This is a genomic window from Streptomyces sp. NBC_01288 (assembly GCF_035982055.1).
Taxonomy (GTDB): domain Bacteria; phylum Actinomycetota; class Actinomycetes; order Streptomycetales; family Streptomycetaceae; genus Streptomyces.
In genome coordinates this window covers 5,057,664-5,076,909 of sequence record NZ_CP108427.1, presented here as the reverse complement: position 1 = coordinate 5,076,909, position 19,246 = coordinate 5,057,664, and the positions used below count along the sequence as shown (strand labels likewise).

The following is a 19,246-nucleotide window of genomic DNA, read 5'->3' as shown; positions in this document are numbered from 1 at the left end:
CGTCGCCGCCGGATTCCTCGCCCCGCCAGCCGCAAAGCGAGGAACCCCGCCATGTACGACCACCGCCGCCTCGGCCGCGAACTCGACCTCTTCGACACCGACCCCCTGATGGGTGCGGGCCTGCCGTACTGGCTCCCCGACGGTGCGACCGTACGGCACGAACTGGAGGAGTACGTAAGGGAGTTGGAGCGCGCCGCAGGCTACCGGCACGTGTACTCGCCCGTCCTCGGCAAGCGCGAGCTGTACGAGATCTCCGGTCACTGGTCGCACTACAGCGAGGACATGTTCCCCCCGATGAAACTCGGCGGCGAGGAGGTCGTACTGCGGCCCAGCCTCTGCCCCCACCACGCCCTCATCTACCGTTCCCGCGCCCACAGCTACCGCGAACTCCCCCTCCGTATCGCCGAGTTGGGCGGCATGTACCGCTCCGAACTCTCCGGCGTCCTCGGCGGCCTCACCCGCGTCAGGGCCATCCAGCTCAACGACGCCCACATCTTCTGCACCCTGGACCAGGCGGTGGAGGAGGCTCGCACCGCCCTGAACCTCATCGCCCGCGCCTACGCCGACCTCGGCATCCGCGCCTCCCGCCACCGCCTCTCCCTGCCGGGCGAAGGCGCCAAGTACGTCGCGGATCCCGCCCTTTGGCGCCGGGCCACCGCGATGCTGACGGAGGTCCTCGACACCTCCGACGTCGTCTACGAGTCCGCCGAGGGCGAAGCCGCCTTCTACGGCCCGAAGATCGACGTCCAGATCGCCGACGCGGCCGGCCGCGAGGCCACCCTCTCCACCGTCCAGATCGACTTCCACCAGCCCGAACGCTTCGACTTGCGCTACATCGGCGCCGACGGCGCGAAACACCGTCCGGTGATGGTGCACCGCAGCGTCATCGGGAGCGTGGAACGGGCGGTGGCGCACCTCGTGGAGGAACACGGCGGGGCGTTCCCGGCGTGGCTGGCGCCGGTGCAGCTGGTGGTGCTGCCGGTGTCGGAGGCGCAGGCGGAGCAGGCGTACGACCTCATCCGCCAAGCCCGACAGCGAGGCCTGCGCGCAGAGTTGGCCGGTCCCGAGCAAGGCACCCTCGGTGCCCGCATCCGAGCCGCGCGACTCGTCCCGTACCAGGTGGTGATCGGCGAACGGGAGGCCGACGCAGGCCTGGCCGCCGTACGCCTGCGGGACGGCCGTCGTGTCGAGCCGCTGCCGTCCGCCGAACTCCTGCACCGCGTCGCGGCCCGGGTCGAGGCGCGTGGCGCCGAACTGTGGGCGGATGCGTAAGGTCACCCTTGATCCGCCGAACAGTTGTGAGAGGAGCCTGCCGTGACCGGTCAGCCCATCCCCGTGATCATCGACTGCGACACGGGGGTCGACGACGCCCTGGCGCTGCTGTTCGCCGTCCGCCACCCGGGCCTGGACCTGCGCGCGGTCACCTGTGTCGCCGGGAACACCGACGTCGACCAGGTCGTACGGAACACGCTGATCGTCCTGGACCACGCCGGTGCCGGTGACATCCCGGTCGCGCGCGGTGCGGCCCGGCCGCTGATCGAGCCGGCGCGTTCGGCGGCGCACGTCCACGGGCAGGACGGCATGGGCGACATGGGGCTGCCCGACTCCACACGTACGCCCGTCGACGTGGACGCGGTGACCCTGCTGCGCCGCGAGATCCTGGCGTCGCCGAGCCCGGTCACGCTCATCCCGACGGCGCCCCTGACGAACATCGCGCTGCTCCTGCGTACGTTCCCGGAGGTCACCGAGAACATCGAGCGGATCGTGTTCATGGGCGGCGCGGTGGCGGTCGGGAACGCCACGCCGGTCGCGGAGTTCAACGTCTGGCACGACCCGGAGGCGGCCGCGATCCTGCTCACCGCCGGGGTGCCGATCACGATGTACGGGCTGGACGTGTTCGAGCGGGTGCAGGTTCCGGCCGCCGATGTGCGGCGGCTGCGGGAGAGTTCGGAGCCCCGGCTGAAGCTCGCCGGCGACCTCCTCGCCCACCGCGACCCGGCCGCCTCCGGCGACCCCACCCCCACCGGCGGCCTCGGCGACGCGGGCGCGGTCTGCGCGGTCGCCGACCCGGGCGGCCTCACCACCCGCCTCCTCCCGGTCGAGGTCTCCCTCGCCCCGGGGCCGGGCCGAGGACAGACGATCGTCGACCGGCGCCCGCGCCACGGCGAGTCCGAGATCCATGACGGCGCCCGCGAACAGGCCCTGGTGGACGTGGGGTTGGACGTGGATGTGGAGCGGTACGTGAAGCTGTGGCTGGGGACGGTGGAGGCGTAAAGGGCGCGGTCGGCTCACCGGGAGCGCAGAGGAAACGGTTAGGGATACACCCCTTAGGGGTGTATCCCTAACCGTTTCCGTCCAGGAGGGTTCGTGCAGCGTCACGCAAGGCCGGACAAGCCGGCACGTCTCTTCGACCGTGGCGCCGAATGGGACGCGCTCAGCGCCTTCGTGAACCGGCCGCTGCCCCACGCCATGCTCGGCATCGTCAGCGGCCGACAGCGCAGGGGGAAGACGTATCTCCTGCGGGCGCTCGTCGAGCAGTGTGGGGGCTTCTACTTCGGGGCCACCGCAGGGACCGAGGCCGAATCACTTCGGCAGTTCAGCGCGGCCCTGGCCGAGCACCAGGGCTCTCCGGTGCCCTTCACCTTCGCCACCTGGGACGACGCGATCTCGTATCTCTTCGGTCTCGCCGTACCGGGGCGCGGGGACAGTCCGTTCCTCGTCGTCATCGACGAGTTTCCGTACCTCGCGAAGGTGGCGCCGGAGCTTCCCTCGCTCATCCAGCGCGTGATCGACCGCTTCCAGGTGGACGAGAGCGGCATGAGGCTCCTCCTCTGCGGTTCGGCGATGTCCGTCATGGGAGGACTGCTCGCCAGCACCGCGCCCCTGCGCGGCAGGGCCCAGCTCGAACTCGTCGTACGTCCCTTCGGCTACCGGGCCGCGGCGGACTTCTGGGGTGTCGCCGACGATCCCGCGCTCGCCGTACGGCTGCACGCGCTGGTCGGCGGCACCCCCGCGTACCGCCGTCAGTTCCTGGCGGACGACGTTCCCGCCGGTCCGGAGGACTTCGACGACTGGGTGTGCCGGACCGTCCTCTCGCCGTTCAGTCCGCTCTTCCGTGAGGCGCGCTATCTGCTCGCCGAGGAGGCCGACATCCGTGACACGGCGCTCTACCACTCGGTACTCGCGGCGGTGGCACAGGGCAACACCACACGAGGCGGCATCGCGGGCTACATCGGCCGCAAGTCCGTCGACATCTCGCATCCGCTCAATGTCCTGGAGGACAGCCATCTGCTGGCCCGCGAGTCGGACATCTTCCGGGCCGGAAAGTCGCAGTACCGCATCACCGAGCCGCTGATCAACTTCTATGAGGCGGTCATGCGTCCGGCCTGGGCGCGGCTGGAGAGCGGACAGGCCGCCGAGGTCTGGGGACAGTCGGCGGAGCGCTTCGCGGCGCAGGTCGCGGGACCGCATTTCGAGGCGGTGTGCCGGGAGTACGTGCTCGGACCCGGACGCTCCCTGCTGAGTACGTCGTTGGGGGAGGTCGGCAGCGGTGTGGTGGCCGACCCGAAGGAGCGCCGGCAGATCGAGATCGATGTGGCCGTCGTCGAATCGGGGTCCGGAGCCGGCAGTCCCGCGGTCACGCTGCTGGGCGAGGTGAAGTGGGGGACCGTCATGGGGGTGAACCAGTTGGAACGCCTGGGTCGGGCCAGGGAACTCCTTGCCGGCCGGGGCATGGACACGACGCGGTGCGGGCTGGCGTGCTTCAGCGCCGTCGGCTTCAGCGACGCTCTCCGTGCCCGGGCCGAAGGAGGCGGTGTGCTGTTGATCGGCCTCGACGAGCTGTACGGCCGTGCGATGCCGACGGCGCTGCTGCCCTGAACGAACCCCGCCGCTCACCGACCCTGAGATGGGCGCAAGCGGCGGGGTGTCCGGAGAGATACGCCTACCGGGATACGGCTACGACTGCGCGGCCCGCCGGCGACGCGTCGCGACCACGATCGCCGCCCCGCCCGCCAGCAGGACCGCCGCCCCGCCGACCAGCGCGCCGGTGTTGCTGCCGCCACCGGTCTCGGCCAGGTCGCCGCCACCGCCGCCGTTGGGCGAGGGGGCCGGCGCGGGAGTGGTCGACTCGGAGTCGGACGGGGTCGGGGTGGAGGACTCCGGGGTCGACTCGGAGGCGCTCGGGGTCGGGGTCGAGGAGTCGGAGGCCGGCGGGGTGGACTCCGGGACCGACGGCGGGACCGAGGCCGGGGCCGACGGGGTCGGGGGCTGGGACTCGGTGGTCGTGCAGTCCTTCGTGCCGCCGTTCCAGGCCGCGATCAGCTTGTCCTTGATGACCGTGTGGTCGGGGCCCTTGGGCAGGTCGCCGTGGACGAGGCCGTCGCCGGCGGCCGGGTTGCCGTCGAACTTGACCGCGCCGCGGTAGAGGTCGATCTGCGCGAAGCAGCCCTCGTCCGGCACCGCGATGTCGAGCGAGTCGGTCTGGCCCTTCTTCACGGTCACCGTGTCGAAGTCGACGAAGACCTGCTGGCCGGAGGTGGCGAAGGTCGGGCCGTGGGCGATGTACGAGGCGAGCGAGGCGGTGCAGCTGCCGGCGTCTCCGGCGGTGCGGACCTTGATGTGGATCTTGCCGTCGTCGGTGGGCTTCAGGTTCTGGTCGTCGACCTTGACGGAGGGGAAGAAGTCCGTGCCGTTCAGCGAGAACTGGCAGCCCTCGGTCTCGGTGACCGTGCCGGCGCCGGAGCCGGGCCGGTAGTGGCCACCGGACTCCCAGCCGTCACCGCCACCGCCGTGGGCCCAGGCGCCGGAGGCGCCGCCGACGGATGCCGCGGCGAGGGCGAGGGAGGCGGCGCCCGTCCCCAGCAGGCGACGCACAGTGACACGACTCGCTATGGACATACTTATCCCATCTTGGCCTGACAAGGAGTGGAGGAGCTGAGCAGCGAAGGAAACACCGGGCCCATTGGTCACATGCGCCACAGCGTGTGCACATCGTGGGTCCACCGGAAGTTGACTGTCAACTTCCGTCAGCGCAGCGGGAATTCATAAGGAGACCACGTGACCGACCTGTCCTCCCGTGACCCGGACTGGTGGCGGCAAGCCGTCGTCTACCAGGTCTATCCGCGCAGTTTCGCCGACGCCGACGGCGACGGACTCGGGGACCTCAAGGGCATCACCCAGCGCCTCGGTCACCTCGCCGCGCTCGGCGTCGACGCGCTCTGGCTCAGCCCGTTCTACCCGTCCGAACTCGCCGACGGCGGCTACGACGTCGCCGACTACCGCGACGTCGACCCGCGCCTGGGCACCCTCGACGACTTCGACGCGATGGTCGCCGAGGCGCACCGTCTCGGCCTGAAGGTCATGGTCGACATCGTGCCCAACCACACCTCCCGGCTGCACAGTTGGTTCCAGGAGGCGCTCGCCGCCCCGCCCGGTTCCGCCGCCCGCGACCGCTACGTGTTCAGGGACGGACGCGGTGCGGACGGTCAACTCCCGCCCACCGACTGGCCGTCGGTGTTCGGCGGCAGCGCGTGGAAGCAACTCCCCGACGGGCAGTGGTACTTGCACCTCTTCACGCCCGAACAGCCCGACCTGAACTGGGACAACGAGGAGGTGCGGGAGGACTTCCGCACCACGCTCCGCTTCTGGTCCGACCGGGGCGTCGACGGCTTCCGCGTCGACGTCGCCCATGCCCTGGTCAAGGACCTCAGCGAGCCGCTCCGCGACGTGGGACCCATCGCGGCGAACTCCGAGGACGTCCTCGACTCGATCCCGCCGGGCACCCACCCCTACTACGACCGCGACGAGGTCCACGAGATCTACCGCGACTGGCGGCGTACGGTCCTCGACACCTACACCCCGCCCCGCATGGCGGTCGCCGAGGCCTGGGTACCGGCCGCCCGCCGCGCCCTCTACGCCCGCCCGGACGAACTCGGCCAGGCCTTCAACTTCGAGTACCTGGAGGCCGGTTGGGACGCGGCCGAACTCCGCGAGGTGATCACCGGCTCGCTCGCCACGGCCCGCGCGGCGAGCGCCTCGGCGACCTGGGTGCTGTCCAACCACGACGTCGTACGCCACGCCTCGCGCCTGATGCTGCCTCCGGGCACCGACCCGAACACCTGGCTGCTGTCGAACGGCCACACCCCGCCCGTCGACACGGCGGCAGGCCTGCGCAGGGCCCGTGCCGCGACGTTGCTGATGCTGGCGCTGCCCGGTTCGTCGTACGTCTACCAGGGCGAGGAACTCGGTCTGCCCGAGGTCGCCGACCTGCCCGTAGAGGTCCTCCAGGACCCCGTCTGGGAACAGCAGGGCCACACCCACAAGGGCCGCGACGGCTGCCGCGTACCCCTGCCGTGGACTTCGACCGGTCCGTCGTACGGCTTCGGGGCGGGGCCCGCGTGGCTGCCGCAGCCGGCGAGCTTCGCGTCGTACGCCGTCGAGGCACAGGACGGGACCGAGGGCTCGACCCTGGAGCTGTACCGCACGGCATTGCGGCTGCGCCGCAAGCTGCTCGACGGGGAGGAGCTGACGTGGGCCGCGGACAGCCCGCCCGGGGTGCTGCACTTCGCGCGCTCCGACGGCTGGCGGTGTGTCACCAACCTGTCGGACGTGCCCTTCGCCCTGCCGCCGGGGGAGGTGCTGCTGAGCAGCGAACCGGCGGCAGGGGGTGGCGAGTTGGCGCCCGACACGACCGTGTGGCTGGGGGCGTAGCGCGCTCGGTGGCGCACTCACCCCACGGTCGGGGTCTGGGTGGAGCTGGGTGACGCCTCGCCCGGCAGGACCGGCGGCTGGGTGGTGCTGTTCACCGGCGGGGTGAGCACCACCTCCGGCGCCCCCGCGGCCGGGGGTGGCGGGGTCAGGTCCACGGCGGGCAGCTTCGGCGGGGTCGTCTCCTGGAAGAGGACCTGGCTGAAGTTGACCAGGCCGGTGTCCTCCATCACCGTGATGTGGTCCAGAACGGTCGCGTTGGCCTGGTTGGCCAGGGCCCGCACCAGGGTGTTCTCGGTCGTCCCGCGGATCTTCGCGATGGTGGCGAAGATCGAACCGTGCGTGACCCGCAGGATGTTGGCGAAGTCCGTGTCGAACTGCTTGCCGCTGTCCGAGTTCAGCGTGTTGATGAACCCCTGCTGCTGCGGGCTGGGCTGGTTCGGGATCGTGATGTTGAGCATGGGTGCGATCTTGCGGACGGTGGAGTCCAGCGCCGCGTGCCCGTCGATGAGGTGCTTGCTCGCGGTGACGACCGCCGGGCTCGCCCCCTTCTTCAGTCCCATCTGGCCGACGGGGTACTCCCACAGCCCTGCCGCGCGCACCTTGACCACGAAGTCGCGGTCCGCCTCGGTCAGCGGCCCCCACTGCGTGTTGGCGATCACGCGTGCGGGGGCGCTGGAGACCGTGGTCACGCCCAGCATTGCCGGATAGGCCAGTGCGACGAGGGTCAGGCTGAGGGCACCGCCCACAACCATCGTTCCCGTCGCGTTCCGCGAAAAGCGCACCGTACCTCCTGTGTCATGGACCGCCCGTCGGCGGTACGGACAGTGGGGAATACGGATCAGGGCAGCGCGCCAAGTCTTTTGTTTTGGTAAAGCCGGAGTGGGGCGCGTCACAAGTGACGGACAGCAACTCCGGTTGCCGCCCCGGTCGCCGTGGCTGTCGTACCGCCGTACCGGCCGGATAGGTTCTGCGGAATGCGCACCCTTTCCCCGGCCGCCCGCGCGCTCGCCGCCCGCTGCGAACCGCGGGTGAACGAGCTGGCCCGGCGGATGACCCGCACCGTCTTCGAGGATCTGCACGGGTACGCCGAACTGCCCGCGGACGTAAGGGGCGTGGAGATCACGGCGACGGCCCGGCACGGCCTGCGCCGGTTCCTCCGGGGCGCGGCCGACGGCGAGGTCCCCCGTCCTGCGGCGGACGGGGGCCTGCGGTACTTCCAGGAACGCGCCCTCCAACGCGCGGACGAGGGCATGCCGCTCCAGCTCCTCCTCGGGACCTACACCGCCGGCGCGCAGGTCTTGTGGCAGGCGCTCACGGACGCGGCCCGCCCCGGTGAGGAGAGCGCGCTGACCGAACTGTGCGGCGCGCTCATCGCCGCGCAGGGTCGTGTCATCGGCGCGGTGACCGAGAGCTACCTCGACGAACAGGCCGCGATCGTCGCGGAGCGGGGGGAGCAACGGCGTTCGCTGGCAAGGGCGTTGCTGGAGGGGACCGGGGCAGCCGATGCGGTGGAGGGGCCGGTCCTGGTCGTACATCTGCGGTTCGAGGCCCGGCAGTCCGGCGGTGTCGCGGTACGACGCCTCGTGCGCCGGGTGCAGACGGCCCTGGACCGACTCTTCGGCACGGAGGTATCGGCGCTGCTGGACGGTGGTGGCGGTCACGCGCTCGTGCCGGGGCGTACGGAGTTGCCGGACGTGGCGGCGGAGGTACTACGGGAGGCGGCGGGCCCGGGACTCCGGCTGGCCGCGACGGTCGCCTCGGGGGCCGGGGACGTCCCGGACGCGGCGCGGGTGGGCGAGGAGATCGTGCGGGTGGCGACGGCCTGCGGCCACGCCCCGGGCCCGCATCACCTGGACGACGTACTCCTGGAGTACCACCTGTCCCGCCCCAGCGCGGGCAGCGCGCGGATAGCGGTGCTCCTCGCGCCCCTCGCCGACCGCCCGGACCTGACGGCCACCCTCCGCACCCACCTGGAACAACGCCAGGACCGCAGAGCCACGGCCCGAGTCCTCGGCCTCCACCCCAACTCGGTGGACTACCGCCTGGCCCGCATCACCGAACTGACCGGCCTGGACCTGGGCGCACCCCGGGATGCGGCACTGGCGTTGGCGGCACTGCTGCTCGGCCCGCGTCAGGCGAACTGACCGGGCTGGTAATCGCCGGCGGGCATCGTGAGCATGACGTTCATCCGGTTGAAGCTGTTGATGAGGGCGATCAGCGAGACGAGCGCGATGAGTTGCTCATCGTCGTAGTACTTGGCGGCGTTCGCCCACACTTCATCCGACACCCCACCGGCCGCGTCCGCGATACGGGTCCCTTCCTCGGCCAGCTCCAGCGCGGCGCGCTCCGCGTCGCTGAACACGGTGGCTTCCCGCCAGGCGGCGACGAGGTTGAGCCGCACCGCCGTCTCACCCGCGGCGGCCGCGTCCTTGCTGTGCATGTCGGTGCAGAACCCGCACCCGTTGATCTGGCTCGCGCGCAGCTTCACCAGTTCCTGCGTGGCGGCGGGCAGCGGCGAGTCGTCGATGACCTTGCCCGCGGCGATGAAGTGAGTCAGGGCCTTGCCGGCGAGCGGACTGGCAAAGGGGTTCAGTCGAGCACCCATGGTGGGCTCCTCTGTTCTGTCGTGGCTGTTGGCTACACAGCTCTGACGGAACGGGGCCCGGGGAATGTGACAGGGCTGGGTGTGACCTGGGTCTCGCGCTCAGTGATGGGGGTGGAGGGTGCCTGTGTGTATTGCCTGGAGGAGGTGGGTGAGGGGGGTTGGGGTGGTGGTGAGGTGGGTGGTGGGGGTGTCGGATTCGCGGAGGTGGATCATGCCGGGGGTGGCGGCGACCTCGACGCACTCGTTTCCTTCGGCCCCTCCAGAGAAGGACGACTTCTGCCAGCGCAGCTCGGTGTCCATGCCCTCGCCTCACAGTTCGTGCACCAGTTCGCCGAGGAGCATGAGGGCGCGGAAGGCACAGTGGACGCCACCCCCTGACCCACCCCCTGACCTTGACCTTCAACTGCCCTTCGTTGACGGAATGTTGACCGGTGTATGGCACAGCATTGGCGAACCCCCGCTATACGTTCGGCCCCATGCCGCCACTCCCCCCACACTCCCAGCAGCGGGCCCGCCAGCAGGCCCCCCTCCCCGTCCTCCCGTACCGCAAGCCCACCAAGGGCCGTGACTACTGGGTGCTGAACGACGTGCTTCCGGACGTGGACGCCGTACGGGAGCGGTGTCTCGCGAAGGACGACTGGGTCAAGGGGTATCCGTACACGTCGGAGACCTGGCCGGGGCTGCGCACCATGCCGGGGCTTGAGCCGGCCGAACTGGGGCGGATCGAGCGGCTGGTGAAGCAGGCGATCGGGGTCAAGGAACTGTGGGTGGAGAAGGCGCCCGGCGGCGGGACGCTCAACCACAACTGCATCCAGGTCGTCGGGAAGGGCGAGAGCGAGCCCCGGCCACACACCGATTCCCGCGCCCTGTGCCGGTACGCCGCCGTGCTCTACCTCAACCCCTCCGTGCCGAAGGACTGCGGCACCAGTTTCTACCGGCAGCACCTCCCCGGCGGACGCCTCGGCGGCAACGTCGTCCAAGCTCCGCACAACAACCTCGTCGAGGCCTTGGGGACGCGGTTCGTGGCGCCGGACGCCTTTGAAGAGGACGTGCGCGTGCCGCACAAGTACAACAGCCTGTTGCTCTACCACGCCAACCTCGTGCACAGCGCGACCGGTTACCACGGCAGCACGCTGGAGGAGAAGCGGATGACCGCCGTCTTCTTCTGGATGGCCTGAGCACCGGGTGGCCTGAGTACTGGACGGTCTGAACCCAACACCCTTGTTTTTATTGCGACTTACGCCCCCTTTCTTCTCTCCGTCAGCGCCGCCCCGAACACCATCCCCACCGCGATCGCCGTGACGATCGTGACCAGTTTCAGCAGGTCCCGGAAGCCCTCGATGACATGCCCGCCCGCCAGCGTCGTCAGGCCGCGCATGCCGAGGGAGCCGACGGTGAGGGTGAAGAAGCCGGGGAGGAGCAGGACCAGGCGGGGCGGGCGGTGCTCGGAACGGGCCAGCAGTGTCGCCGCCGCCGACAGCACCGCCGCCGCCACGAACGTCCCCCCGACCTCCCCCACCAGCTTCGTGAACAACGACTGCACGCCCACCGTGACGTAGACGAGGACGAGCAGCGGCCAGTACAGGCGGCGCGGTACGGCGAAGGCGAGGACCGTGCCCGCGGTGAACACGATCCAGCCCAGGAACAGTGCCCAGCGCGCCATGTCGGAGTCCGCCGCGATGTCCCAGAGGGAGTGCGTGGAGGTGCCTGTCGCGAACACGCCCAGCATTACGCCCAGATAGAGCTGCACCAGCAGGAACACGGCGTAGACGAGGCGGATCGCGCCCGTGGTGATGAGGCCGGCCGCCAACTCGGCCGTGGCCGCGCTCAGATAGTCGCCGGGGACGAAGAAGAAGAGCGCCGGGAGCATCAGCAACACCGGGCCGCCGTGGGACGGTTCGCGGGCGAACACCTCAAGTGCCACCACCGAAACCACCGTTGAGACGACCAGCGGCAACACCTTCGCCAGGCGCGGGAGTCGGTCCGCCGTGATCGCCAACGCCGCCGCGATCGTGGCCAGTACCGCCGTCGACCCGACCTCGTACCAGGTCGGCTGCATCAACGGTGCGAAGCCCAGCGAGAACAGCACGATGCCGAGGAACTTGAGCGGCCAGGGGTAGGGGGCGGGGGCGTTCTCGATCCTGGCCAGCCGTCGGTCCGCCTCCGGCACGCTCAGGCGGCCCTTCTCCACCTCCGCGAGCAGCGGCTTCAGCGCGGTGACCTGGTCCAGGCGGAACACCTCGGGGAAACCGCGCACGGTCACCGTCCGTGTGCCGCCACCGGCGATCACCGTGAGCGCCGCCGCGTCCGGAACCAGCAGGAGCGAGGCCTCGCCGCCCAGGGCGCGGGCCGCCGACCGTACGGAGTCCTCGATCAACTCGGCGCCCTCACCGCTGGACCGGAGCAGCAGCCGGGTCAACCGGGCCAGGAACGTGGTGAGTTCGTCGAGTTCGCCGAGCGCGGGGACCGCGCGCTGTTGCTCCACGACCGCCTCCGTTACGCAGCCCCCCGGCGCGACACCTGTGTCCAGAAAGTGTGACACTTCCTGCGAAAGTGTCACACTTTTTCGAACCACCCCCCCAGCCTGTACGGTCCGGACCCGTCCGGCATCCCGGCCCCTCACCCGAACGGCCCACCCGACCTGCGTCCAGCCGCCCCCGCATCGAGCCTGGCCACACCACCCGAACGTCACTCCAGGGAGGGCCCGTGGCCTCGATGGACGTCCCCGCCGACCTGCCGAAGCCGGTGCCGAAGGCGCACACGGCGGCGAGAGCCCGGCCCGCGCCCACCCTGACCTGGGTCACCCTCGCGCTGATGACGACCTCCTCGGTGGCCAGCCTGCGGGCCGCCCCGACGATGGCCGTGTACGGCCTGGCCTGCGTGTTCCTGTACCTCGCCCCGGCGGTCGTGTTCCTGCTGCCGACCGCGCTGGTCTCGGCGGAACTCGCCTCCGGCTGGAGCGGCGGTGTCTACCGCTGGGTGAGCGAGGGGCTGACGAAACCGCTCGGATTCCTCGCCGTGTGGTGCCAGTTCGCGATGACGATCTTCTACTACCCGAGCCTGCTCGCCTTCGTCGCGAGCACCATCTCGTACGTCATCGACCCGGCCCTCGCCTCCAACGGCCTCTACACCGCGATCGTCATCATGGTCCTGTACTGGACGGGCGTGTGGGTGTCGTCCCGTGGGACCAAGGCCCTTGCGGGACTGTCCAGTTGGGGACTCATCATCGGAACCCTCATACCGGGCACCATCCTTGTCGTGCTCGGCATGGTCTTCCTCTCCCAGGGCAATCCCTCGGCCGCCCCGATGACGTCCAGCCATCTGCTGCCCGAGTGGACGGGCCTCGCCAGCCTGGTCCTCATCGTCAACAACTTCCTCTCCTACTCCGGCATGGAGATGAACGCCGTCCACGTCTCGTCGCTGAAGGACCCGGCGAAGGAGTACCCCAAGTCGATGTTCCTGGCGATGGGGTTGGTGCTGCTCATCTTCATCCTCCCCGCCCTGGCGATCAGTTGGGTGGTGCCGTCCGACCAGACGAGCCTCACGGCTGGTGTGATGCAGGCGTTCAACGCGTTCTTCTCGTACTTCCACATCGGCTGGATGACCCCGATCGCCGCCGTGATGCTGGTCTCCGCCTCGCTCGGCGGCATGCTCACCTGGCTGGCCGGACCGTCCAAGGGCCTGCTGGAGATCTCCCGCAGCGAGGGCTATCTCCCGCCGTTCCTACAGAAGTTGAACCGGTTCGGGGTGCAGCAGAACATCCTCGTCACCCAGGGTGTCGTCACGACCGTCATCGCGCTCGGGTACGCGCTGCTCCCCAACGTCTCCAACGTGTACTGGATCTTCTCGACCATCACCACGCAGGTGTACCTGATCGTCTACCTGTTGATGTTCGTCGCCGCGATGCGCCTCCGGAAGACCCAGCCCGACCACCCGCGCGGCTACCGCGTCCCCGCCCTCCATCTCCTGTGCACGGTCGGCCTGTTGGCCTCGGTCGCCGCCCTCGCGATCGGTTTCGTGCCGCCCTCGCAGTTCGGCGGCGGCAGCGTCTGGTCGTACGTCGGGATCATCGGCGGCGGACTCGTCATCCTCGGCCTGCTGATCCCGTGGGCCTTCCTCAAGTTCCGCAAACCCTCCTGGCGTACGACCGCGCCCGCGGAGGACGGGACGACGGCCGGTGGTGTCGCATGAGCCCCACCAAGTTCGCCTCCGAACACCGATGGATCTACGTCGGCGCGATCGTGCTGCTGGTCGCCCTCGCCGTCGTCGGTGTCATCCAGTACGACAGCGTGAAGACCTCCAACAAGGCGACAGACAAGGCGAATCAGCTCGCCGACGCCGCGGTGGCGGCCGGCTATCCGCGGCCCGAGACCAAGACGATCGCGCGGGCGCTCGGTACCGACGGCGGGATCGTCTGCAAGGACCCCGGCAGTGCCCTGAAGTCGGCCCTCTGGAAGATCAACGTCTCCAACGGGGCCGCGTTCGTCGGCCAGCGCCCGGTCATCGGCGACACGGCCGCGCTGCGGGCCGAGGCCAAGATCCTGGAGATCTACTGCCCGGACAAGCTGCACAAGATCCAGGACAAGATCGACGACCTGAAGACCGACGACACGGTGAGGGACTGATCGCGATGGCTGAACTAGCGACCTGTATAGCTGAGTTGATGCCCCGCGCGAAGGCCGATCTCACCGAGCTCGTCGCGATCCCGTCCGTCGCCGACCCGCGCCAGTACCCGCCCGAGGAGTGCCACAAGGCCGCCCAGTGGGTCGCCGACGCCTTCACCGAGGCGGGTCTGCGGGACGTGCACCTCGCGGAGACCCCGGACGGCAGCCACGCCGTGATCGGCCACCGCCCGCCCCCGCCCGGCGCCCCGACCGTCCTCCTCTACTGCCACTACGACGTCCAGCCCCCGCTCGACGACAAGGCGTGGACCACCCCGCCCTTCACGCTCACCGAGCGCGACGGCCGCTGGTACGGACGCGGCACCGCCGACTGCAAGGGCAACGTCGTCATGCACCTCACCGCCCTGCGCGCGCTCGGCGAAGACCTCCCGGTCGGGCTGAAGTTCGTCGCCGAGGGCTCGGAGGAGCAGGGCACGGGCGGGCTTGAGCAGTACGTCGCTCAGCACCCGGAGAAGTTCCTCGCGGACGCGCTGCTGATCTGCGACACGGGCAACGCGGCGGTCGGTGTCGGCACGGCGACCACGACCCTGCGCGGGCTCGCCAACGTCGTCGTCACGGTCAACACCCTCGCGGGCGAGGTCCATTCGGGCATGTTCGGCGGCCCGGCTCCGGACGCCCTGGCCGCCCTCGTCCAGCTCCTTTCCTCCCTCCGCGACCCGGAGACGGGCGCCACGGTCGTCAACGGCCTGGACTGCGAGGGGACTTGGGACGGAGTCGGTTACGACGAGCAACAGTTCCGTACGGACGCGGGTGTCCTGGACGGCGTACGGCTGACCGGCACCGGAACCGTCGCCGACCGCCTCTGGTCGCGCCCCGCCGTCACCGTCCTCGGCATCGACTGCCCGCCGGTCGTCGGCTCCGCCGCCGCCGTACCGGCGACCGCCCGCGCCCGCGTCAGCCTGCGCGTCCCGCCCGGCACGGACCCCGGCGCGGCCCGCGAGGCACTCACCAAACACCTTACGGACGCGGCCCCTTGGGGTGCGAAGGTGACGGTGGAGACGGAGGGCACCGGCTCACCGTTCCGCGCGGCCACGGACGGCCCGGCGTACACCGCACTCGGGACCGCGATGGAGCAGGTCTACGGCAAACCCCTCGCCTTCCTCGGCCAGGGCGGCTCCATCCCGCTCTGCAACGTCCTCGCCGAGACCTATCCCCGCGCCGAGATCATCCTCATGGGCGTCGAGGAACCCCGCTGCCTCATCCACGCCCCGAACGAGAGCGTCGACCCGACGGAGATCGAGCACATGGCACACGTGGAGGCGCTGTTCCTGCGGGAGTTCGCGAAGTCGCGGGGCCGCTGACGGCACACCGGGGGCCGCTGACGGCTCACCGGCACGCGGCGGCGGCGAGGATGCGTCAGTCGGCCGTGACGGACGTTCCGCCCCATTCCTCCGGGGCGACGTCGGCGAGCGTCTCCGAGAACGTCCACCGGTGGCCCGCGAGGTCCTCGGCCGTGTACTGCCGTTCGCCGTACTCGAAGTCGGTCGGTTCCATGATGATGCGTGCGCCATGGTCCCGGGACCGGTCGTAGTGGGCAGCGACGTTCTCCACCCGGACCGTCACCGCGTGGGTGACCTCGCCGGGGCGCGGCGGGCGGCGATCATGCCCCACGTCTCCGACGATCACGGCACCGTCGCCGAACGCGAGCTGCGCGCGGTGGTCCTCCCCGATCCGGACCCGCTCGGCGAACCCGAAGGCCGCACCGAGCCAGGCGACCGCCTCGCGGACATCGGGATAGATCAGGACGGGGATGACCGTCGACGCCGGAATGGAGCGATTCGGCTTCATGGCTGGCTCCCGTCGTTCTGGCCGCGCCGCGCGACCGACGTACGTACGCACCGGCGGACGCGGAAGAAGGTCGTCCCACCTCGGCCCCAATTTACGCCCTAGTAGCGCAGCGCCGTCCCGACGTCCGCCTTCACACCGCCCGACAGCTTGCGGTTGCTGCGGGCGGTCGCCGTGGCGGACTTGCGGGACGGGACGTCGGAGACGGTGACGACGACGGTGTCCAGGAGATTGCCGCCGTCGTCCTTGAACTCGACTTGTACGGCGAAGGACTTGGCCGAGCCGTCGGTGTTGTCGACGGTGACCTCTACGGTGCTGCGGCCGGCCGAGTCGGTTGCGGGGGTGCCGAGTTGGACGGCGTCCTTCGCGTCGACGCCGTTCTTCACGTTGTCCAGCTTGTGGCCGGCCTCGGCGGTCGCCGACGCGATCGCGCCGGTGGCCCGGGCGCCGATGGACGCGACGGCGGAGGCGGCCTCGCTGGCGACGGAGGAGGGCGTGCTGTCGTCGGAACAACCGGTCAACCCGGCCAGACCGGTCAGGCCGAGGGTGACAGCTGCCGCCGCCCGCACCGCACCGTGCCTGTTCCAGGCCATGTCGCCTCCATGAGTCGGGTCGTCCCCAGGTCGTCCCTCCAGTGAAGGGCCGATGCGGTACGGCCGCATGCCGGCGTCACCCGAACGGCACCGCACTGCTCGCGGCCCCGGGGCATCGGGGGTGCGCTGGCAGTCACACGCGCGGAGGAGGCAGGGGTGACGGAACTCGACCGGCTGCGGGCGCGGGTGGCCGAACTGGAGGCGGAGCGGCGGCGGGGACCGGGGCGCCGGGTGCGTTCGCTGGTCGCGATCCTGCTGGTCGTCGTCGGGTGCGTCCTCGCGCCGCTCGGCGTCGTGGCCGCGTGGACGGCGGACACGGTGGGGGACACCGACCGCTATGTGAAGACGGTGGCGCCGCTCGCCTCCGACCCGGACATCCAGAACGCCGTCGCGAACCGGGTGACCTCGGCCGTGATGGACCACCTCGATCTCACCGCCCTGCTGTCCGGTGCGGCGCCCGACCAACGCCCGCTGCTGGAAAAGGCGTTGGGGGCGTTGGGCGGCTCCCTGGAGGACTCGGTCCGTGCCTTCGTCCACGACAAGGCGCAGGCGGTCGCCGCCTCGGACGCCTTCGCCACGATCTGGAAGGACGCCAACCGCCGTGTCCACAGCACTGTGGACAAAGCCCTGACCGGCAGCGGGGGCGGCGCGGTACGGCTCGATGACGGCGCCGTGACGCTCGACGTGGGCCCGGTCGTGGACCAGGTGAAACAGCGGCTGGTCGACGAGGGGATGACCGTCGCCGGGAAGATCCCCGAGATCCACACGTCGATCACGCTGCTCAAGAGCGACGACCTGGCCAAGTACAAGACGTACTTCCGCCTCCTCCAACTCGCCGGTACCTGGCTGCCGTTGGTGGCCGTACTGCTGGTCGCGGCGGGTGTCCTGCTCGCGGGACGGCGCCGGCGCGCCCTGGTGACGGGCGCGCTGGGCGTCGCCGCCGCGACCGCTCTGCTGGGCATCGCGCTACGGATCTTCCGCGCCGTCTACCTGGACGCGCTCCCGGCGGGAGTGTCACCGGCGGCGGCCGGCGCGGTGTACGACGCGCTGACCCGTTTCCTGCACACGACCGTACGGATGGGCGTGGCGCTGGGCGTGGTGGTCGCGCTGGGCGCCTGGCTGACGGGTCCGGGCCGCCGGGCCGGTCTCGTACGACGGCTGTGGACGTCCGGGATCGGCGCGGTGCGGGCGGTCGCCGACGGGGCGGGGCTGCGTACGGGACCGGTGGGACCGTTCGTGCGCCGGTACCGGGCGTGGATCGGCTGGGTGCTGGTGGGCGGGGCGCTGCTGGCGTATCTGCTGTGGTCGTATCCGACGGGGTGGGTGGTGGTCGGGCTGGGTCTCGCGGTGCTGTTCGGGCTCGCGGTGGTGGAGTTCCTGGCGGCGGAACCGGGGCCGGGGCCGGAACCGGGGGCCGCGTCGGGTGTCACCCGTTCGGCGTAACCCCCCTGGTGGAGGGGTTGCCCCGGCCGGATGGTCGAAGCACCACACACCACAGAGAGGTGGGGTACGGCCATGACCCAGCAGCCGCACTCGACGCAGCAGCCGCACTCGCCGTCCGCCGGCGACCAGGAGAGGCCCCCGGCCTGGAACGACTCCGGCCGGAACCCCGGCACCCAGGGCTACGGCCCGCCCCCGTCCGGCAGCGGTCTCGCGATGGGCGGCGCGGTCTTCGCCGGCGTCCTGATGCTGATGAACGGCGTCATCGCCATCCTCCAGGGCATCTCCGCGCTGGCCAAGGACGACGTCTACACCCGCGTCGGCGACTACATCTACAGCATCAACCTCACCGGCTGGGGCGTCATCCTGATCTGCCTCGGCGCGGTGGGCGCGATCACCGGCTGGGGCATCCTCCGCGGCATGAGCTGGGCCCGGGTCTGCGGCATCGTCCTCGCGAGCCTCAGCGCCATCCTCCAGTTCATGTTCCTCCCGTACGCCCCGGTCTGGTCGGTCATCATGATCGCGATCGACGTGTTCGTGATCTGGGCACTGGCGGCGTACAGCCCGGCGCGGGCCGAAGCGCGGCAGTAGGGCGGCGCGGGGCGCCGGAGGTTCTTACGAAACCGGGACGTCCGGCGCCCGGAGCCGGTGCGGGGCGGCATCGGCGGGGGCGGGGTGCGAGGCTGGCCCCATGCAGCAGTCGTACGAGAAGGTCGGGAAGGCCGAGGGGACGGTCGGCGCCCGGGTACTGGTCGTCGACGACGATCCGACCGTCGCCGAGGTCGTCTCCGGGTATCTCGACCGGGCCGGGTATGTCGTGGAGCGGGCCGCGGACGGGCCGGAGGCGCTGGCCCGGGCCGATGCGCACTGGCCCGATCTCGTCGTGCTCGATCTGATGCTGCCGGGGATGGACGGGCTGGAGGTCTGCCGGCGGATGCGGGGGCGCGGGCCCGTGCCGGTGATCATGCTGACCGCTCGCGGGGACGAGGACGACCGGATCCTGGGCCTGGAGGTCGGGGCCGACGACTACGTGACCAAGCCGTTCAGTCCCCGGGAGCTGGTCCTGCGGGTGGAGTCGGTGCTGCGGAGGTCCCGGTCGCCCGTCGGGTCCGCCATACCGTTGAGCGCCGGGGGGCTGGGCGTGGACCCCGCCGCCCGCCGCGCCACCAAGGACGGCGTCGAACTCGCCCTCACCCACCGGGAGTTCGACCTTCTCGCCTTCTTCCTCCTGCATCCGGGGCGGGTGTACGGGCGGGAGGATCTGATGCGAGAGGTGTGGGGGTGGGACTTCGGTGATCTGTCGACCGTCACCGTCCATGTACGGCGGTTGCGCGGGAAGGTCGAGGACGATCCGGGGCGGCCGCAGTACATCCAGACGGTGTGGGGGATCGGGTACCGCTTCGATCCCACCGGCACCGAGGGGGACTGAC

General features: G+C 70.6%; 19 protein-coding genes. 12 read left to right on the top strand and 7 right to left on the bottom strand.

The window, feature by feature from the left end; genetic code table 11:
• Positions 1 to 51 precede the first annotated feature (51 nt).
• The 3 genes from thrS to OG194_RS22685 all read left to right on the top strand — a co-directional run bounded on the left by thrS (position 52) and on the right by OG194_RS22685 (position 3,879).
• Positions 52 to 1,272 carry a threonine--tRNA ligase gene (gene thrS / locus OG194_RS22695; RefSeq protein WP_327402658.1) on the top strand — a complete coding sequence of 407 codons (1,221 nt, stop codon included), beginning with the start codon at positions 52 to 54 and terminating at the stop codon, positions 1,270 to 1,272.
• Positions 1,273 to 1,314: 42 nt separating this feature from the next.
• Entirely contained in the window at positions 1,315 to 2,274 is a 960-nt protein-coding gene (locus OG194_RS22690) for a nucleoside hydrolase (protein WP_327402657.1), read from the top strand.
• A 195-nt stretch (positions 2,275 to 2,469) separates the two neighbouring features.
• Positions 2,470 to 3,879 carry an ATP-binding protein gene (locus OG194_RS22685; RefSeq protein WP_327407168.1) on the top strand — a complete coding sequence of 470 codons (1,410 nt, stop codon included), beginning with the start codon at positions 2,470 to 2,472 and terminating at the stop codon, positions 3,877 to 3,879.
• A 78-nt stretch (positions 3,880 to 3,957) separates the two neighbouring features.
• Here OG194_RS22685 and OG194_RS22680 read toward each other — a convergent pair whose 3' ends face one another.
• Complete coding sequence (locus OG194_RS22680; protein WP_327402655.1) at positions 3,958 to 4,899, bottom strand: LAETG motif-containing sortase-dependent surface protein; 942 nt, start codon at positions 4,897 to 4,899, stop codon at positions 3,958 to 3,960.
• 159 nt (positions 4,900 to 5,058) lie between these two features.
• Between OG194_RS22680 and OG194_RS22675 the strand changes: the two genes are divergently transcribed.
• Positions 5,059 to 6,711 (top strand): glycoside hydrolase family 13 protein, encoded by a 1,653-nt coding sequence (locus OG194_RS22675; protein ID WP_327402653.1) that lies wholly within the window; start codon positions 5,059 to 5,061, stop codon positions 6,709 to 6,711.
• 17 nt (positions 6,712 to 6,728) lie between these two features.
• Here the strand turns inward: OG194_RS22675 and OG194_RS22670 are convergent, their stop codons facing one another.
• On the bottom strand, positions 6,729 to 7,457 hold the full coding sequence (locus OG194_RS22670; RefSeq protein ID WP_327407167.1) for a DUF4142 domain-containing protein: 729 nt from the start codon (positions 7,455 to 7,457) through the stop codon (positions 6,729 to 6,731).
• A 228-nt stretch (positions 7,458 to 7,685) separates the two neighbouring features.
• Between OG194_RS22670 and OG194_RS22665 the strand changes: the two genes are divergently transcribed.
• Positions 7,686 to 8,855: a PucR family transcriptional regulator gene (locus OG194_RS22665; RefSeq protein ID WP_327402652.1), complete on the top strand. Its 1,170-nt coding sequence runs from the start codon at positions 7,686 to 7,688 to the stop codon at positions 8,853 to 8,855.
• On the opposite strand, the gene OG194_RS22660 is transcribed toward OG194_RS22665, so the two are convergent.
• Positions 8,843 to 9,316: a carboxymuconolactone decarboxylase family protein gene (locus tag OG194_RS22660; RefSeq protein WP_327402651.1), complete on the bottom strand. Its 474-nt coding sequence runs from the start codon at positions 9,314 to 9,316 to the stop codon at positions 8,843 to 8,845. The genes OG194_RS22665 and OG194_RS22660 overlap by 13 nt on opposite strands.
• A 99-nt stretch (positions 9,317 to 9,415) precedes the next feature.
• Complete coding sequence (locus tag OG194_RS22655; RefSeq protein ID WP_327402650.1) at positions 9,416 to 9,616, bottom strand: DUF397 domain-containing protein; 201 nt, start codon at positions 9,614 to 9,616, stop codon at positions 9,416 to 9,418.
• A gap of 176 nt (positions 9,617 to 9,792) precedes the next feature.
• Between OG194_RS22655 and OG194_RS22650 the strand changes: the two genes are divergently transcribed.
• A complete protein-coding gene (locus OG194_RS22650; protein ID WP_327402649.1) occupies positions 9,793 to 10,494 on the top strand; it encodes a DUF6445 family protein in 702 nt (233 codons plus the stop codon).
• A gap of 59 nt (positions 10,495 to 10,553) precedes the next feature.
• Here the strand turns inward: OG194_RS22650 and OG194_RS22645 are convergent, their stop codons facing one another.
• Positions 10,554 to 11,801 (bottom strand): threonine/serine exporter family protein, encoded by a 1,248-nt coding sequence (locus OG194_RS22645; RefSeq protein ID WP_327402648.1) that lies wholly within the window; start codon positions 11,799 to 11,801, stop codon positions 10,554 to 10,556.
• Positions 11,802 to 12,022: 221 nt separating this feature from the next.
• On the opposite strand from OG194_RS22645, the gene OG194_RS22640 reads away from it, so the two are divergent.
• Genes OG194_RS22640 through OG194_RS22630 form a run of 3 tightly spaced genes read left to right on the top strand, consistent with a single transcriptional unit; the run spans position 12,023 to position 15,299 of the window.
• Positions 12,023 to 13,507 (top strand): APC family permease, encoded by a 1,485-nt coding sequence (locus OG194_RS22640; RefSeq protein WP_327402647.1) that lies wholly within the window; start codon positions 12,023 to 12,025, stop codon positions 13,505 to 13,507.
• Positions 13,504 to 13,941 (top strand): hypothetical protein, encoded by a 438-nt coding sequence (locus tag OG194_RS22635; protein ID WP_327402646.1) that lies wholly within the window; start codon positions 13,504 to 13,506, stop codon positions 13,939 to 13,941. The genes OG194_RS22640 and OG194_RS22635 overlap by 4 nt, the downstream gene beginning before the upstream one ends.
• Positions 13,942 to 13,946: 5 nt before the next feature.
• On the top strand, positions 13,947 to 15,299 hold the full coding sequence (locus tag OG194_RS22630) for a dipeptidase (protein WP_327402645.1): 1,353 nt from the start codon (positions 13,947 to 13,949) through the stop codon (positions 15,297 to 15,299).
• Between the two features lie 55 nt (positions 15,300 to 15,354).
• On the opposite strand, the gene OG194_RS22625 is transcribed toward OG194_RS22630, so the two are convergent.
• Both OG194_RS22625 and OG194_RS22620 read right to left on the bottom strand, forming a co-directional pair.
• Positions 15,355 to 15,786, bottom strand: coding sequence for a VOC family protein (locus tag OG194_RS22625; RefSeq protein ID WP_327402644.1), 432 nt, complete (start codon positions 15,784 to 15,786; stop codon positions 15,355 to 15,357).
• Positions 15,787 to 15,884: 98 nt separating this feature from the next.
• A complete protein-coding gene (locus OG194_RS22620; protein ID WP_327402643.1) occupies positions 15,885 to 16,376 on the bottom strand; it encodes a hypothetical protein in 492 nt (163 codons plus the stop codon).
• Positions 16,377 to 16,532: 156 nt separating this feature from the next.
• Here OG194_RS22620 and OG194_RS22615 point away from each other — a divergent pair, with 156 nt between their 5' ends.
• The 3 genes from OG194_RS22615 to OG194_RS22605 all read left to right on the top strand — a co-directional run bounded on the left by OG194_RS22615 (position 16,533) and on the right by OG194_RS22605 (position 19,245).
• A complete protein-coding gene (locus OG194_RS22615; RefSeq protein ID WP_327402642.1) occupies positions 16,533 to 17,819 on the top strand; it encodes a hypothetical protein in 1,287 nt (428 codons plus the stop codon).
• Positions 17,820 to 17,891: 72 nt separating this feature from the next.
• Positions 17,892 to 18,407, top strand: a complete 516-nt coding sequence (locus OG194_RS22610) for a DUF7144 family membrane protein (RefSeq protein WP_327402641.1) — start codon at positions 17,892 to 17,894, stop codon at positions 18,405 to 18,407.
• 100 nt (positions 18,408 to 18,507) lie between these two features.
• Complete coding sequence (locus OG194_RS22605; protein ID WP_327402640.1) at positions 18,508 to 19,245, top strand: response regulator transcription factor; 738 nt, start codon at positions 18,508 to 18,510, stop codon at positions 19,243 to 19,245.
• Position 19,246 lies beyond the last annotated feature (1 nt).